The sequence below is a fragment of the Ruegeria sp. AM1 genome (assembly GCF_056540745.1).
Genome location: NZ_JBQFXH010000001.1, coordinates 1,093,766 through 1,109,801 on the forward strand (window position 1 = coordinate 1,093,766; position 16,036 = coordinate 1,109,801).

General features: G+C 55.0%; 15 protein-coding genes and 1 tRNA gene. 6 read left to right on the forward strand and 10 right to left on the reverse strand.

Going from position 1 to position 16,036, the window contains the following annotated elements; all coding sequences use genetic code 11:
* The first annotated feature begins 30 nt into the window (after nucleotides 1-30).
* From ACR0I7_RS05490 to ACR0I7_RS05515, 6 genes are all read left to right on the forward strand, one after another.
* A complete protein-coding gene (locus ACR0I7_RS05490) occupies nucleotides 31-927 on the forward strand; it encodes a DMT family transporter (RefSeq protein ID WP_480509720.1) in 897 nt (298 codons plus the stop codon).
* A gap of 49 nt (nucleotides 928-976) precedes the next feature.
* Nucleotides 977-1,849, forward strand: coding sequence for an ATPase (locus ACR0I7_RS05495; RefSeq protein ID WP_480509204.1), 873 nt, complete (start codon nucleotides 977-979; stop codon nucleotides 1,847-1,849).
* A gap of 39 nt (nucleotides 1,850-1,888) precedes the next feature.
* Complete coding sequence (metA, locus tag ACR0I7_RS05500; protein ID WP_480509206.1) at nucleotides 1,889-2,806, forward strand: homoserine O-acetyltransferase MetA; 918 nt, start codon at nucleotides 1,889-1,891, stop codon at nucleotides 2,804-2,806.
* Nucleotides 2,796-3,749, forward strand: coding sequence for an alpha/beta fold hydrolase (locus ACR0I7_RS05505; RefSeq protein ID WP_480509208.1), 954 nt, complete (start codon nucleotides 2,796-2,798; stop codon nucleotides 3,747-3,749). The genes metA and ACR0I7_RS05505 overlap by 11 nt, the downstream gene beginning before the upstream one ends.
* A 48-nt stretch (nucleotides 3,750-3,797) precedes the next feature.
* Entirely contained in the window at nucleotides 3,798-4,667 is an 870-nt protein-coding gene (gene ppk2, locus ACR0I7_RS05510; protein ID WP_480509210.1) for a polyphosphate kinase 2, read from the forward strand.
* A 123-nt stretch (nucleotides 4,668-4,790) separates the two neighbouring features.
* Nucleotides 4,791-5,405 carry a TetR/AcrR family transcriptional regulator gene (locus tag ACR0I7_RS05515; protein WP_480509212.1) on the forward strand — a complete coding sequence of 205 codons (615 nt, stop codon included), beginning with the start codon at nucleotides 4,791-4,793 and terminating at the stop codon, nucleotides 5,403-5,405.
* A 6-nt stretch (nucleotides 5,406-5,411) separates the two neighbouring features.
* Here the strand turns inward: ACR0I7_RS05515 and ACR0I7_RS05520 are convergent, their stop codons facing one another.
* The 10 genes from ACR0I7_RS05520 to ACR0I7_RS05565 form a co-directional block, all read right to left on the reverse strand.
* Nucleotides 5,412-6,470 (reverse strand): adenylate/guanylate cyclase domain-containing protein, encoded by a 1,059-nt coding sequence (locus ACR0I7_RS05520; RefSeq protein ID WP_480509214.1) that lies wholly within the window; start codon nucleotides 6,468-6,470, stop codon nucleotides 5,412-5,414.
* Complete coding sequence (locus ACR0I7_RS05525; RefSeq protein ID WP_480509216.1) at nucleotides 6,467-6,835, reverse strand: group I truncated hemoglobin; 369 nt, start codon at nucleotides 6,833-6,835, stop codon at nucleotides 6,467-6,469. The genes ACR0I7_RS05520 and ACR0I7_RS05525 overlap by 4 nt, the downstream gene beginning before the upstream one ends.
* A 143-nt stretch (nucleotides 6,836-6,978) precedes the next feature.
* Nucleotides 6,979-7,821, reverse strand: coding sequence for a glycosyltransferase family 25 protein (locus ACR0I7_RS05530; protein WP_480509218.1), 843 nt, complete (start codon nucleotides 7,819-7,821; stop codon nucleotides 6,979-6,981).
* 103 nt (nucleotides 7,822-7,924) lie between these two features.
* Nucleotides 7,925-8,014 (reverse strand) — tRNA-Ser (locus tag ACR0I7_RS05535).
* Nucleotides 8,015-8,161: 147 nt separating this feature from the next.
* Entirely contained in the window at nucleotides 8,162-10,609 is a 2,448-nt protein-coding gene (locus ACR0I7_RS05540; RefSeq protein WP_480509220.1) for a DUF3772 domain-containing protein, read from the reverse strand.
* Nucleotides 10,609-11,643: a cysteine synthase A gene (locus ACR0I7_RS05545; RefSeq protein ID WP_480509222.1), complete on the reverse strand. Its 1,035-nt coding sequence runs from the start codon at nucleotides 11,641-11,643 to the stop codon at nucleotides 10,609-10,611. Before ACR0I7_RS05545 ends, ACR0I7_RS05540 begins: the two co-directional genes overlap by 1 nt.
* Nucleotides 11,644-11,695: 52 nt before the next feature.
* Nucleotides 11,696-12,823: an NUDIX domain-containing protein gene (locus tag ACR0I7_RS05550; RefSeq protein WP_480509224.1), complete on the reverse strand. Its 1,128-nt coding sequence runs from the start codon at nucleotides 12,821-12,823 to the stop codon at nucleotides 11,696-11,698.
* Nucleotides 12,824-12,854: 31 nt separating this feature from the next.
* A complete protein-coding gene (locus ACR0I7_RS05555; RefSeq protein WP_480509226.1) occupies nucleotides 12,855-13,295 on the reverse strand; it encodes a TrgA family protein in 441 nt (146 codons plus the stop codon).
* Nucleotides 13,296-13,310: 15 nt separating this feature from the next.
* Complete coding sequence (locus tag ACR0I7_RS05560) at nucleotides 13,311-14,519, reverse strand: class I SAM-dependent methyltransferase (protein WP_480509228.1); 1,209 nt, start codon at nucleotides 14,517-14,519, stop codon at nucleotides 13,311-13,313.
* Between the two features lie 61 nt (nucleotides 14,520-14,580).
* Nucleotides 14,581-16,014 (reverse strand): cryptochrome/photolyase family protein, encoded by a 1,434-nt coding sequence (locus tag ACR0I7_RS05565; RefSeq protein ID WP_480509230.1) that lies wholly within the window; start codon nucleotides 16,012-16,014, stop codon nucleotides 14,581-14,583.
* Nucleotides 16,015-16,036 lie beyond the last annotated feature (22 nt).

Consider the following 16,036-nt stretch of genomic DNA (forward strand, 5'->3'; position numbering starts at 1 on the left):
AACTCAACGGCCGCGATGACACACATGGTCATGGCATCGCAAAAAACACTTTCCCCCCGCGCCTGGGCTGAACTCACACTTTTAGGGGTGATCTGGGGCGCCTCGTTCCTGTCCATTCGGATTGCGTTGGATACAGTCCCAGTCATGACGTCGGTGTTTCATCGCGTCTTCTGGGCCGCGCTGGTTCTATGGATCGTTATACTGGCCAGACGGCAAAAGATACCGCTGAACCCGCGTATCTGGGGCGCATTCCTCATAATGGGTCTGCTGAACAATGTGCTTCCGTTCTCGCTGATGGCTTGGGGGCAACTCTATGTTGAGACAGGGCTGACCTCGATATTGAACGCGACGACCGCGATATTCGGGGTCTTGCTGGCCTCTGTGTTTTTTCAGGATGAGCGTCTGACACCCCTTCGCTTCATCGGCGTCGGACTTGGGTTCTTTGGTGTTGCCACAACGATCGGGCTTGGGAACTTTTTAAACTTCGATCTGACCAGCATCGCCCAACTCGCGATTTTAGCGGGCACATTATCCTATGCGTTCGCAGCTGTCTGGGCACGGTTTCATCTTGCGGACCTGCCGCCACAGGTTGCTGCGGCCGGGATGCTAACCGGATCAGCGGTGATGATGCTGCCCATCATGCTGACCGTCGATGGCATTCCGACCCTTGTGCTACCGGCGGAAACCTGGATTGCCATTGCGTATTACGCGATCATAGCGACTGCTGGCGCCTATCTTTTGTACTACCGGGTGCTCGCCGCGGCGGGCAGCGGCAACCTGATGCTGGTCACCCTGATCATTCCACCCGTTGCGATTCTGCTGGGCACGCTTTTGCGCGATGAGTTCCTGCCGCCCAACGCGTATGTCGGGTTTGCTATTCTGGCCGCCGGCCTTGTGATCCTCAGTCAGTCGGGACGGCGCGATTGACGCCGCCTTCGGGCCGATTTAGCTAGGACAAAACAAGGGATAGCGGATCATGATCTACGGCTCGGCAAAGGAGTGGCTCGAGGCAAAGCGCAAAAAAGTGCTGTTTTTTGGCATGTCCGGGTTGGGCAAGACATTTGTCTCAAACATCCTCAGGGACACCGGGGACTGGTTCCACTATTCCATCGATTACCGGATTGGCACCCGTTATATGGGCGAATACATCGCCGACAACGCCAAAGCCGAAGCGATGAAAATACCTTTTCTGCGCGATCTGCTGTTGTCGGACTCGATCTATATCGGATCGAATATCTCGTTTGAAAACCTCACACCTGTCTCAGCCTATCTTGGCAAACCGGGAAACCCGGAACTTGGCGGGCTTGAAATCGGCGAATATCGCCGTCGGCAAGAGCAGTTTCGGCTCGCCGAGATACATGCCCTGCTGGACACCGAGTATTTCATCGACCGGGCCAAGCGCCTGTATAGCTACCCGAATTTCATCTGCGATACCGGCGGGTCCATCTGTGAATGGGTGGACCCCAGCGACCCCAAAGACCAGGTTCTGTCCGAGCTGTCGCGCCAGACCCTGATGATTTGGATCAAGGGAGACGATGCCCACACCGCAGAGCTGATCCGCCGTTTCGATCGCGCGCCCAAACCCATGTCATATCAGGCTGAGTTCCTGACCAAGGTTTGGAATGAATTCCTGGCGCAGAATGACTGTTCAAGCGCAGAAGTTGATCCGGATGCGTTCATTCGCTGGACTTACGCGCGGGCGCTGGCCCATCGACAACCTCGGTATGAGGCGATGGCCAAAAACTGGGGCATTGCCGTTACGGCAAACGACATCGGGATGGTACGCGATGCGAGTGATTTCGATGAGTTGATCGCACGCACCCTTGAGACTGACCGAACGCAAGCCTAAGTACCAAAACTCTCTGATACTCCAACAAAGTCTGATTCAATGCCCATCAAGATCCCATCAAACCTGCCTGCTTTTGACGTCCTGACCCAAGAGGGCGTCATGGTGATGGCCGAGGATCAAGCAACCCGGCAGGATATCCGCCCTCTTCGTATCGGGTTGCTCAACCTGATGCCCAAGAAGATTCAGACTGAAAACCAATTCGCCCGTTTGATCGGAGCGACGCCGCTTCAGATCGAACTGTCGTTGATCCGGATGACCGAACATCGCACAAAAAACACAGCGGCAGAGCATATGCGCGATTTCTATCGCCCGTTTCAAGACGTTAAGAATGAGAAGTTCGACGGTCTGATCATCACCGGAGCACCGATTGAACATCTCGAATTTGAAGACGTCACCTATTGGGACGAACTCTCCGAGGTGTTTGAATGGACGCAGACCAATGTGCATTCCACCTTTGGCGTCTGCTGGGGCGGGATGGCCATGATTAAGCATTTCCACAGCGTGAAAAAGCACATGCTGGACGCCAAAGCCTTTGGCTGTTTCCGGCATCGAAACCTGTCGCCAGCGTCGCCGTTTCTGCGCGGATTCTCAGACGATTGCGTCATCCCAGTCAGCCGATGGACCGAGGTGAAACAGAATGAGATTGACGATGCCAAGGGGCTTGTGACGCTGCTTGGCAGCGAAGATGTCGGACCGTGTCTGATCGAAGACACCGCGCACCGCGCTCTCTATATCTTCAATCATTTCGAATATGACAGCGACACGTTGAAACAGGAATATGATCGCGACGTTGCAAATGGGACGCCAATCAACGTTCCAATCAACTACTACCTGAATGACGATCCATCCTCGGAACCGCAGAACCGCTGGCGCAGTCATGCGCACCTGCTCTATGGTAACTGGATCAACGAAATCTATCAGACAACCCCATTTGATATGAGAAATATTGGCACCTAAAATACTGATATCATTTTGCATTGTTCTTGCACTTTTCTTGGCTGCAACGATCTGGTTAAGCGCGCGAAACGATGCCCGTGCCCAGATGGAATTTCCGGCCGAAGGGCAGATGGTCGATGTGGACGGCATAGCTGTTCATGCGGTAGTTATGGGCGACGGGCCCGATGTCGTCCTGATCCACGGATCCAGCGGAAACACCCGGGATATGACCTTTGCGCTGGCCCCAATCCTGTCAAACCATTACCGCGTCATTGTGTTCGACCGTCCCGGTCTCGGGTATTCCGAAAGCTTTAATCCCGTTGGCGAAACCATTACAGAGCAGGCCGCCATCCTTCAAAAGGCTGCTGCCATCCTCGGCGCTGAAAAACCCATCGTCGCGGGGCAAAGCTATGGTGGGTCCGTCGCTTTGGCTTGGGCGGTCACGCGCCCTGACAATATATCGGCTCTTGTTCTCATTGCGCCCGCTGCTGTGCCATGGGACACGCCGCTGGATTCCTTTAACACAATCGCATCAACCTCTGCCGGCAACGCGGTCGCCCTGCCCCTGATAACTGCGTATACGCCCGACTGGTTTGTCTCTCAGACACTGGACAGTGTTTTCGCCCCGCAGCCGGTACCGGATGGCTATGCCGAGCATTTTGGCCCCGCCTTGACGATGCGCCGCGCCTCTATGCACGCCAACGCCAAGCAGCGCTCCAATCTGCTGGCTGAAGTTGTCGCGCTTCAACCAAGATATGGTGAGATATCTGTTCCCACGGAAATCGTACACGGGACAGCAGATACAACCGTTGATCTGGACCTTCATTCGCGGAACCTAATCGCGCAAATTCCCGGCGCCGAGCTGGTCGAGCTTGAGGGAATGGGGCATATGCCTCAGGTCGTCGCTGCGCCCGAGGTTGCAGCCGCCATTGACCGCGCCGCACAACGGGCAGGTTTGCGTTAAGGCCGGTCCTAATCCATAGTAAGTTATGGATTTTATGACGAGGCACGCATGACCCGATCAGACATAGGCTCTATCGAAAAGTACTTTCGCAACGACGCTCCTAAAGAGGTCCGGCACGCCATCGAAAAATCCAGCAAGGGCGACATCCTGAACCCCACCTACCCTTATTCCGAACGTATGAAGGGCAAGGTGTATGATCAGCAAATGGATGCGCTGCAGATCGAGCTAGTCAAAATGCAATCCTGGGCAAAAGAAACCGGCCAGAGGATCGCGATCATCTTCGAAGGCCGCGATGCTGCTGGCAAAGGCGGAACGATCAAACGATTTCGGGAAAACCTGAACCCACGCGGTGCCCGCAACGTCGCGTTAAGCAAGCCTTCGGACGCTGAGCGCAGTCAGTGGTATTTTCAACGATACATCCCACATCTGCCGTCAGCGGGAGAAATCGTTTTCTTCGACCGCAGCTGGTACAATCGCGGTGTTGTTGAAAACGTATTCGGGTTTTGCACGTCTGACGAACGGGAACGTTTCTTTCGGCAGGTTTTGCCGCTGGAAACCGGGATCGTGCGTGATGGTGTCCACATGTTCAAATTCTGGCTAAATGTGGGGCGCGCAGAGCAACTGAACCGCTTTCTGGCGCGCGAAAGAGATCCTTTGAAACAGTGGAAACTCAGCCCTATTGATATCGCAGGGCTGAGCAAATGGGATGAATACACGCAATCTATTGCGGAAACGCTGACGCGGTCGCATTCCGACATCTGCCCGTGGACGATCATACTTTCAGACGACAAAAAACGCGCGCGGCTCGAGGCCATCCGAACTGTTCTAAGCGCCCTCAACTACGACAAAAAAGAGCCTGAGGCTGTTGGCCAGATAGACACTCACATTTGTGGCGGACCCGAAATATGGGAATCCTAGCGCGATCCGGTCAAACTGCTGAGCAGATGACAAATTTTTGCCAACATAGGTTGGACGCCCCCTTTGGTTGTCTTATGTATTTTTTTCAAAACATAAAAATGCAAAGAGGCACCTGAAGCCGGGATGACAAAACGCGGCTATCATCATGGAAACCTGAAACAGGCCCTGATCGACGCAGCCCTATCGCTGATCGAGGAAAAGGGCCCGACCGGTTTCACGCTGTCTGAGGCTGCCAAAACAGCCGGCGTTACGCCGGCAGCTGTATATCGCCACTACCATGGGCGCGAAGACCTGATCGCCGAGGCCGCGCGCCAGGGTTTTGAAATGTTCGCGGACCTGATGCAATTTGCGTATGACAAGGGTCAGCCATCCGCTTTGGCGGCGTTCGAGGCAACGGGTCGTGCATATCTGGCTTTTGCACGCAAACACCCGGGCCACTATATCGCTATGTTCGAAAGCGGTATTTCAGTGAATCGCACCCCCGAGCTGGCAATTGCCGCCAACCGGGCCAAAGAGGTGCTTGAACGCGCGGCGGCTGATCTGTCACAGCATATTCCGCCCGAGAAACGCCCCCCCGCCTCAATGTTCAGCGCTCATATCTGGGCTATGAGTCACGGCGTCGTAGAACTCTATGCACGAAATACCGGCGCCAGTTCCCCCTTTCCACCCGAAGACCTGCTTGAATCCGGGATCGGTATTTACCTCAGAGGGTTGGGGCTGGTTCCGCCCGACGAATAGCGGCCCTCACAACGCGCGGCTGGGGCGTGGCATATTCAGACCAGAGGCGACGTTGATCAGGTTCATCGATCCCATTCCCTTGATCTCTACAGGTCCAAGATCAGACACCTGAAACTCGTCGATCAGGGCGTATTTCATCTCTTCCGGCGCGACAATGTTCATCGGATTTGCAAATACCTGCAGGCGAGAGGCGATGTTCACCGCTGGTCCGAAGACGTCGTAGACATATTTCTGGATGCCCACAACAGACCCAACGGCGGGGCCCATTCCCAACCCGATACGCGCTTGCCATTTGTGCGGGTGGCTTTCATTGCGTCGCTCGAGATATCGCATGAATCTGACTGCACAATGAGCAACGGCCGTCGCATGATCGGGTGTCGCGTCCGGCATTCCTGAGACGGCCAGATAGGCGTCACCAATTGTCTTAATCCTCTCGCACCCGAACTGTTCAACGATGCGATCAAAGGCCGTGAAGATATCGTTCAACTCGCTGAGCGTGACCGTCGGGTCCGTTTTGGCTGCAAAGTCGGTAAACCCGACAAAGTCCAGCATTACCACCGAAACCTGATCATACAATTGCGGCGTGACGACCCCAAAGGTCTTGAACTCTTCATAAACCGCGCGTGGCATCAGGTTCAGTAGCAGGCGTTCAACCCGTTCTTTTTCACGCTCAAGCTCGCGCGTATTGCGCTCAACCATGGTCGAATAGCTGTCGATCATGCTTTCAAGCTCGCGAATGCGGGTGATATTCTGGCACTCGACCACCAAAACCTGCTCTTCCAATCCGTTGGCAAGCGAAATCGTCGTGGCAAAGATCAGCGTTCGTCTTTTGGGTTTGATCTGCAATTCAGCAGAATATCGCAGGCCGGATTGTTTCACATCTTCAAGCTCGCGCGCGTCGAGATCAGGGAGCAAATCCAGCAGGGTCTGCCCTTCTTCGGGCTTTCCAAACCATTCAGCAAAAGGCCCGTTATGGAATACGAACGTCAGATCCGAGGCACGAAGAACGGCGACGCCAACCCCGATTGCGCGCAACAGGTGCTCGTTGATCGCCAGAATGCTCATGCAGCGTGCCGTGCGACGATAATCGCGCGTTTTCCTTCAATCGCAGCTAAGGCCACGCTGACATCCGCATCTCTCATGCCGTGCATGGTCAGCGCCTGCCCGAACAGCTCGGCCATCTCGTCGAAATCCGAATGACTGATATTCAGGTGCCGGTGGACGGCTTCAATCCGCTCATCACTGAACGATGCTGGACCACCAACAAGAGAGGATACAAATTTCGTCTGGTGATCAATCAGACGCGGCATATCGATATCTTCAAAATACTCGCCGATCTCGTCCGACTCCAGCGCCATTTCGTAAAACGTCATTACGATCCGACTTATCGTTTTGAACCCACCATATTTCTCATAAATCGTCTGACTCACACCCACGCACCACCAGCTGCCCCTACGTCATCATAAGATATATCAAATTGTTAGTTTTGTTAACTTTATTCACACGCAGCTCTAAAATCGGTCTCGTACTCGTGCCTAGCGCTAGCTGTTTTACCGTAGTCTTAAAGGTAAAGTCAGACACTCAGATCATCGGCGCAAGGGATGTACCCTACATATCCGCCCTGCCGCAACAGGCGCTTTTCACCGCCAAACCGCCATCGCAATTTGCGCCCCGCGGCACGCAATTCCCGACGGATACGAAACCAGTTCGGCCCTTTATCCAACCCACTATTGATCCGCTGGTTCTGCGTCCGCTCGCTGACCTTAACCGGCGCGACCGCCTGCTCTTGTTGCTTGGACCAGATCATCTGAACGCCAACTGCGGGAAAGCACTGAAACATGCGCCACCCGGGTCTGGGCAGCGACACAAAGTCATCCAGATGATCCGAGTATTGCTGCGACCAATCCAGCAGCTTCTGGCAGGCCGCGCGCGATACAATATAGGCGGCCGCGCTGGGGGCCATTTCCAGAATAGGACGGACCATGGTGCCACCCAGCTCCATCTTAGGGCCAAACCGAAGAGTCCGAGGCGAATAGTCCAGCTTCACAAAGTCAAAAGAGGCTCCCTGCCCCAGCAGATGTTGAATGACCTCGCCTGCCTGCGCGGACATCTCGACATCATCCTCAAAAACCACTGCAGCTGGCAGGTCACGGTTCAGGATGTGTTGCCAAACGCTGCGATGGCTTTCGAAACAGGCGATCTCGCTCTGGGTCAGGCCCCAACGCGATCCTGTTCCAGCGACATAGCAATTCCCAGCCAGCGCATCGGGCGCGGTTGCATCCGTTGCACTGATACGATGCACCCCTAGCAGTCCAACCTTGGAAAACTGTCTTTCCATAAAGTCTCGGCGCGCAGGCACACGGTCTAGATTAATGTAGTGAACCTTATCTCCCGATGGTACATCGCGATCCTGCACGGGGTATCCTCTCGTTTGGGTATCTTCCCATTTGTCGATGCTCTGGGATCGCTGGGTCAGTCCAGCTGAGCCAAGCTCGAGGCGTCATAATATATTGGAAATATGGCGGAGAGACAGGGATTCGAACCCTGGAGACGGTTTCCCGCCTACACACTTTCCAGGCGTGCGCCTTCGACCACTCGGCCACCTCTCCGTGTCGGCGATATGTGAACCATCCAAGGCATATTTGCAAGGCCCGAATGCGGGGAAATATCACCATATAACGGAATTGGTTTCGACACTTGAACGGCTTCTTTTCCGGGCTGCGTTTACGCCGGAAACGCGCCAGCCGACAGGTTGGTTATACCTCATCCCCGCCTTCGGAATCTAGATCGGTTTCCGTCAGTTCCATAGGCTCAGAGGTCTCTAACTCGTTTTGCGATTTCGATGTCGTGGGCGCGGTTTCCGATGCGTTTGGGGGACCTGCCTCGTCTGGTTTCAGAACCTCAGGATTTCTGAGCCAGATATCGCGCTGCGCAAATGGAATCTCGATACCTTCGTCGGCAAAGCGCTTGTAAATCTCGTGGTTCATGTCTGACCGGACAGACAGCGACCAGTTCACATCCCGCAATATCGCGCGGATCTCAAAATCCAAAGAGTCCGCACCAAAGCCCTGAAACACCACGTTGGGTGCAGGGTTGGCCAGCACCATGGGGTGGTTGTTTGCCACCTCTCGCAAAATAGTCTCGATCTGACGTGTATCGCTGCCATAGGCGACGCCGACGGGCACGATTACGCGCCCGATTGTGTTGCCACGCGTATAGTTGGTGACCACGCCGCTGATCAGGTCCGAGTTCGGGACGATCACATCTGTTCGGTCAAATGTCTCGATCCGCGTCGACCGGACAGAGATATCGCGCACATACCCCATCATTCCGTTCACATCGATCCAGTCGCCTTTGGAAATCGGGCGCTCGACCAACAGGATGATACCAGACACAAAATTCGAAACGATGGTCTGCAAACCAAAACCGATACCAACGGACAGCGCACCCGCGACAATGGCAAGCGATGACAGGTCAAACCCAGCCACCATGATGGCGGCAAGTGCGGCCAGGAAAATCCCGACATATCCGGTACCGGCGACAATGGCGTTCTGCCCGCCGGGATCAATTTTTGTCTTGGGTAGCAAAGAGTTCCGTAACCCGCCCTGCAACAGGCGGGTCAACGTATAGCCAATGGCAAAGACCGCAACAAAAGTCAGGAAGTTGCTGGGTGAAATCGTCACGCCGCCGATGTCAAAGCCAAGCAGCAGGCGCGACCACGCCTCGCTCAGGTCGGTTTCGCGCGCGCCCCAGTAAATTGCCAGTACTGGAAGCGCCAGGATTGCCAGAACAAACCCCACCAGCACCGAAAACAGAGAGTCCCGCGCCGCTTCGCCCTGCCCTGAAACCCAGCCGTAAACCGAACTAATAAAGCGCTGAATAATGACCAGTGCAGCCAGCAGGACCAGTGTCTTGACAGCCGGGAAAACGATCGCTTCGGCTGCGTTGGTATATCCAAAAACGGCTAAAAGTGGGCTGGCTAAACCCAAGAAGAATACGGCGCGACGCAGGATTTCAATCAGTTGACTAAACCCTGCCGCCCGAGGATTGGCTGGTGCCTCGGCGGGATCAGTAAGCAGATCGTCCCGACGAACTTGGCGTATTCTCAACAGTAGCAGAGATGTGCCCACAATGACCGGGAAGCTGACCACCGCGCGCGTCGCATCCGAGATGTTTTCAATCTGCTCGAACAAGCGGGCCAGCTCATTCAGTATAAGCATTGCAGCCAGCAGATCTATGTAAACGCGCAGTTCGGTAATCTTTTTGGACGACAGGCTTTTAAAGCCTTGCGCCGCCCCCATCATAAAGATCTGACGGCCGATCCAGTCATAATAGAAAATAATCGCCGCCCAATATGGAATTTCCCGAAACAGCAATGTGCCTCGTAAACCCAAAACACCGGTCAGAACGACCGCCTGAACCAAAAGCGTGACGCCCAGCCAGGGCAAGATGATGCGGAACAGTGAAACGACAAAGGTCCAGACGCCGCTGCCGCTGCTTTTAAACTGACGAAGGTATTCCCCAGCTTTTTCAGACCAGTGCCGCCCGTAGATCAACAAGACAGATGCAATGACCACGAGTATCAAAATGACCAGGCCGCGATCTTTCACCTCTTCGCGAACGACATCAGAACGCAGATTTTTGACCGTTTCGTTGATCAAGCTTCGGGCTGCTTCGGTTATGTCGACCCACGCGGGTTTCCAATAGACTGGATTTATGGGTGACGGCCCACGCTCCAACAGCTCTTTTTTCTGACGATCGCGAATAAGCTGATCAATTTCGCTGATCAGACCATTGGCGCGGCTCCAAGCTTCTTGCGAGATTATCTTTGGAACACGCAAGCTGTTGAGTTGAGTTTCCAGATGCGCGCGCAGATTTGCAATATCTTCCGGCTCACTCGACCCATCTTCGGGCTTAGGACCAAGAGCTTTTAGTTGACTTTCGAGGGTTTGGATACGTTCGGTATTCGCGCCTCGTGCGCTATTGAAGTCTTCCCTGTAAACATTTATTTCGGAACGTAAATTTTCCAAAGACGCATTTGAGGCACGATTTGCCTCAATCACCGATACTGCGCGATCGGCTGTATTTATCCAGCCCTGATAATACTCACTCTGCCGATCTGTTAGCTGAGCAAATGCAACTCCGGCAAACCCTATCACCAGTGCGGCGATCAGGATAAACAACTGTCGGAGCTGGCGCAGCATCACACTTCCTCAAAAACGCCGGGTATGCTGCGGGGCGCCTGCGTCATCCATTCGGGGACAGGCAGTTCTTTTTCGCGCAGGAAATCGGGGTTGAACAGTTTCGACTGATATCGCGTGCCATAGTCGCAAAGGATGGTAACAATCGTATGCCCCGGCCCCATCTCTTTGGCCAGACGAACTGCACCCGCCATGTTGATCGCGGTCGAACCGCCCATCACCAGCCCTTCGTCGCGCAGCAGATCAAAAATATACGGCAGCGCCTCTGTATCCGTGATCTGATAAGAGCGATCCGGGGTAAAGCCCTCGAGGTTCTTGGTGATCCTGACCTGGCCAATCCCTTCGGCGATCGAACCACCCTCCATCGCGATCTCACCGGTGGTGTAGTAGGAAAACAACCCCGCGCCCATGGGATCCGCCAAACCGATCCTGACGCCCTTGGGCTGCAGAGCTTCGGCAACACCTGCCAGCGTTCCGCCAGACCCTACTGCACAGATAAAACCATCGACCTTGCCGCCGGTCTGCTCCCAGATCTCAGGACCTGTGGTTTCCACATGCGCTTGACGGTTGGCCACATTGTCGAACTGATTGGCCCAGATCGCGCCGTTTGGCTCGCTGCGCGCCAGTTCTTCGGCCAGACGGCGGGAATAATGCACAAAGTTGTTGGGGTTCCGATACGGCGCTGCGGGCACCTGCACCAGCTGTGCCCCTGCCAGACGCAGCATGTCCTTTTTCTCTTCGGACTGGGTCTCGGGGATCACGATAACCGTCTTGAACCCCATCGATGCGCCCACGAGCGCAAGGCCGATACCGGTATTGCCTGCGGTGCCTTCAACGATGGTTCCGCCGGGTTTCAGGTCGCCCCGCGCGATTGCGTCGCGGATGATATACAATGCCGCGCGATCTTTGACCGATTGACCGGGGTTCATGAATTCGGCTTTGCCAAGGATTTCACAGCCGGTTTCCTCACTGATCCGACGCAAACGGATCAACGGAGTTTTACCTACTGCGTCGGCAAGGTCTCGTGCAATGCGCATGGCACCCTCATGTTTTTTGTCTTGTCGAAGATGTACAGGCGCTCAGCGCCGATCACAAGCCGGGATAACCATCCCTCAGCCGGTCCCGGTGCCGCGCAAGCCAATGCGCCAACGATAAAAGTGGCAAGTCCTTAAAGGTATTACCATCCACCTGCTCCATAAAGTTTTCAAAGCTGACAATGCGACTGCGAATATCCTCGCCTTCGGTCGCAACCCCGCCAGTGTGGGTCGTCTCGGTCAGGTCACCGATCCCGGCATAGAGATGGATGTACTCAGTTGACGAGCCGCTGGACGAATAAGCCCCGCCGGCAGCCTCCAACGAGGCAAGCTTGATCCCTGCCTCTTCGAACACCTCGCGATGCGCCGCCTGTTCGGGTGTTTCGCCGGGATCGATCATGCCGGCAACCGGTTCCCAGATCCACGGCTCCGGGTCACCGCTGAGGAACACGGGCGGGCGGAATTGCTCGACCAGCAAAACGCAATCCCTGCGCGGATCATAGGGAAGCACGACCACAGCGGCCCCCTGCATCAGGCCGCTGCGCTTCAGTACCGGGCTCATCGAGCCATCATACCGCCGATGCTGCAGATCGACCTCTTCCATGCCAAAATAATTGACATAGGCGCGCCTGTGGTCGTGCACGATCACATCAGCGGTATCGCGGCAATCGCCAGTGTGCCGCTTTCGCGCAGCCAGTTTCGCCCAGGCTCTGGTGCGAATGGCTGGAAAGCTCTGCTCGATCAGCTTGGCATTCACCCGACCGTAGCAGGACATAACCTCTTCTGCGGCCAAAACGGTGACGGGGCCCCATTCTGCAACCCAGCGTTCAAGAGACCATAGGTCATCGGGCGTCCAGCTGCCGGGCGCAGGAAAGAACACCTGAGCCTCGGCAATAGATCCGTCCGACACGGTGACAGGCTTTGTGTGAAGGTCATAGTCAAACCCACCCTCATAAAAGGTGAGCCGATCCTGATCTTCTGGCGTCACTCCCCGCAGCAGAATGCCATGAGTTTCACCGCCTAACTCGTTGACAATCATTGGAAATGCCTGGCCCCGAACACCATAGACGGCATGATCCGGCAGCATGGCCTCACAAACGGACATCTCTGCAGCGAAACGCCCCATAACCAGTTCGAGCAAGGGGATGTACCGCAACGTGCCGTAAAAGAACAAATCCGACAAAGCTTAGGTTCTCATCTGTGATTGAGAGGTATTATCTCCACCGCCGAAATGCGATTTCTGTAAAAATTCCCGCAACCAAAGCGCCGATTGCCAAGGTTGCAAGGATTTCCGGTACGATAAGTTGCTGCCCAAACTCGATCCCAAGCTCAAAAATCGCCTTCACCGCCTCGAAAGGACCGTCATAGCGGTGTCGCATCGCAAGGCGGAACATCTCGTAAGTGCCCTGAACAAACAAACCCCAAAAGACCAACGACGCGACACCGGTCAACCCATTGTTGATAGCAGAAGTCCAGCCTCGGCCCGCGCGTTTGCCCATGATCGCCCAGCCACATACGGCCCCCAAGGCTATGTTCACGATCGTGAAATAACCATAGTTTTTGCCTTCTTCACCGTTATCGATGATCATCCCGGACACAATAAAGGCCACCACCACAAGACATACGGCAGCAACGAGACGTGAGGCTGTAGGCATTCGAAAGGTCCGTCCTTAACTAGGTTTTGCTATCGTGATCTGTGTCACATCGCAATTACCCGTGTCAAAGGCTGCGCCACAGGCGGTCAAATAATAATTCCACATGCGGCGAAAACGCTCATCAAAGCCCAACTCGGCGATCTGATCCCACTTGGCATTGAATGTCTCATACCAGCGGCGCAATGTCAGATCATAACTTTTGCCAAACTCCCGAGAGCGCACAACGTTCAACCCCGCGAGGCGGACTTGTTCCTTTAAGACGGTCGGCGCGGGCAGCATCCCACCCGGAAAGATATATTTCTGAATAAAATCAATGCCATTTCTGTAGACGTCCCACCGATGATCCGCAACAGTGATGATTTGCAACGTTGCATGAGCGCCGGGCTTCAGGCGCTCTCGAACTGTATCGAAGTAGACGGGCCAATACTTTTCACCCACAGCTTCGAACATCTCGATCGATGCGATTCCGTCATACTGACCCCGCTCATCGCGATAGTCCTGCAACTTAAACTCAACAAGATCAGAAAGTCCTGCCTTCTCAATTCGTTGCTGCGCAAACTTCAATTGCTCTTGGCTAATAGTCAGGCCAGTCACCCTAAGCCCACGCTCTTTGGCAGCATATTCGGCGAAGCCACCCCAACCGCACCCTATTTCAAGGATATGATCCCCCGGCTGCGCACCCATTTCATCAACCATACTGGCATATTTCGCAGTCTGCGCCTTTTCCAAACTCTCCTGCCCGGTTTCGAACAAGGCGCTGGAGTAGGTCATCGTATCATCCAGCCACAAGCCGTAGAACTCGTTCCCGAGATCATAGTGATACGAGATATTTTTCTTTGCCTGCGCTCGGTTGTTGCGATGCAGCCAAAACCGCAGCCGTTCATAGGCCCGCACCAAGAACTTGCCCGTGAAGTCATCATAGACCGTCTCGGTGCCTAAATGCACAAGATCCATGAACGAACGAAGATCAGGTGTGCTCCAATCGCCTTCCAGATAGCCATCCGAAAATCCCAATTCACCTTCGCGGATCAAACGCGAAAACACCTCCGGGTCGTGGATATCGACCTGTGCAATCGGACCTGCCTCAGGGCCCTGAGCTCTAAACGTGCGGCCATCGGGCAATACGATATCCAACCTGCCTGACTCTATCCGGGTCAGCATTTTAAAAACTTGCGTAAAATATCTGGGCAGGTTTTCCTGCCCATCTGTCGTCGTCAGGATCATCCGCTCTCCCCTCTGCGGCGGTGGGTTAAAGCTAAGATGGGATTCTGTTTCTGGCAAGTTTTCAATTCCTTACTGATGATTTCCAGGTTTCATAGGCGCTCAGCGCCCGCGCGCGCCCTGATTTCAAATCGCGGATTGGGTCAGGATAGATATCCGTGTGATGCAGCTGCCAGGATCGTGGCACCGCCTCAAAATAGGCCGTCGCAGAGGCTGGCGGGTTTGACTGCCCTTCGGCGATCCATTGTCTCAGATAAGCCTCGGTAGGGTCGAACCGTTCCCTCTGCGTTTCAGGGTTGAATATGCGAAAAAACGGTGCCGCGTCCGGCCCGGATCCGGCCACCCATTGCCAGCCCATCGCATTTGCTGCCGGGTCCCAGTCGACAAGACAATCGGCGAACCAATCCATACCGATTTTCCAATGCGTCATCAGATGCTTGGTCAGGTAACTTGCAACAACCATCCGGGCCCGATTGTGCATCCGACCGGTGACATACATCTGACGTAACCCGGCATCCACCATGGGCACGCCGGTGCGCGCCTGTTGCCAAGCAACAACTTCGGGGCGCGAGGGATCGGCGTTCCACGGAAATCCATCCCATCCCTGCCGCCAGTTCCCAGTCAGCATATGAGGTCCATGGTACATCAAATGATAGGCAAACTCGCGCCACACCAGTTGTCGCAAAAAGGCGTCCGTCCCTGACACCCCGTTCAGCCCTTCGTGTTTCACCCGGTGCCAAACGGTACGCGGGCCAATCTCGCCCAATGACAGGTATTCTGACAGACTTGATGTGCCGTATGCATCCAACTGATCCCGCGCTTGCGAATAGTCAGAAATATGGTGCAGAAATCTGTTGAGGTGATCGTGGGCCGCGGTTTCGCCCGGTTGCACCCATGGACGGACAATCCCGGCCCCACGATCCATCGAACGTTCCAATTGCCATGTACCAACGTCGTCCGAGGCCGGCCAGACCGTTGGGGCTGGCAGGCGCGAGGGGGCTGGCGCAGGCTCTGGCACAAACTGATCGCGCACCGCGCGCCACATCGGCGTGAACACCTGAAACGGCTGTCCGGCCTTGGTCTGTACCGTCCATGGCTCGAACAGCAGATGGCCCTCAAACGACCTTGCCTCAAGACATTGATCGATCAACTCTGCCTTGATTTGCTTATCTCGGGCAATTGCGTCGGGATCATAAGCACGCGACCAGAAAACGGCACGAGCCCCGGTCTCGGTCACCAACCGCTGCAGCACGTCCAAGGCGCTGCCCCGACGCAGGATCAGTCGGCTGTCGTGCTGTTTGAGCGTGCGCTCGAACGCCTCAAGTCCAAGACCCAGCCGCCATTTCGGCGCTGCGCCCAGGGTCTGAGCAATCTCATCCAGTATGAAAACAGGGATGACGGGGCGACCGGTCGCAGCAGCAGCGCTCAGTGCCGGATGATCCGTCAGGCGCAGATCACGCCGGAACCACACAATGATCGGAGACTGCCCGTTTTTCATATTCGCCCTGCGTTTTCTTATA

Bases quoted from the DNA above. Each gene is read 5' to 3' on its own strand.
- ACR0I7_RS05490 (WP_480509720.1), top strand. From the start codon at position 31: ATGGCATCGCAAAAAACACTTTCCCCCCGCGCCTGGGCTGAACTCACA.
- ACR0I7_RS05495 (WP_480509204.1), top strand. From the start codon at position 977: ATGATCTACGGCTCGGCAAAGGAGTGGCTCGAGGCAAAGCGCAAAAAA.
- metA (WP_480509206.1), top strand. From the start codon at position 1,889: ATGCCCATCAAGATCCCATCAAACCTGCCTGCTTTTGACGTCCTGACC.
- ppk2 (WP_480509210.1), top strand. From the start codon at position 3,798: ATGACCCGATCAGACATAGGCTCTATCGAAAAGTACTTTCGCAACGAC.
- ACR0I7_RS05515 (WP_480509212.1), top strand. From the start codon at position 4,791: ATGACAAAACGCGGCTATCATCATGGAAACCTGAAACAGGCCCTGATC.
- ACR0I7_RS05520 (WP_480509214.1), bottom strand. From the start codon at position 6,470: ATGAGCATTCTGGCGATCAACGAGCACCTGTTGCGCGCAATCGGGGTT.
- ACR0I7_RS05540 (WP_480509220.1), bottom strand. From the start codon at position 10,609: ATGCTGCGCCAGCTCCGACAGTTGTTTATCCTGATCGCCGCACTGGTG.
- ACR0I7_RS05545 (WP_480509222.1), bottom strand. From the start codon at position 11,643: ATGCGCATTGCACGAGACCTTGCCGACGCAGTAGGTAAAACTCCGTTG.
- ACR0I7_RS05555 (WP_480509226.1), bottom strand. From the start codon at position 13,295: ATGCCTACAGCCTCACGTCTCGTTGCTGCCGTATGTCTTGTGGTGGTG.
- ACR0I7_RS05560 (WP_480509228.1), bottom strand. From the start codon at position 14,519: ATGATCCTGACGACGACAGATGGGCAGGAAAACCTGCCCAGATATTTT.
- ACR0I7_RS05565 (WP_480509230.1), bottom strand. From the start codon at position 16,014: ATGAAAAACGGGCAGTCTCCGATCATTGTGTGGTTCCGGCGTGATCTG.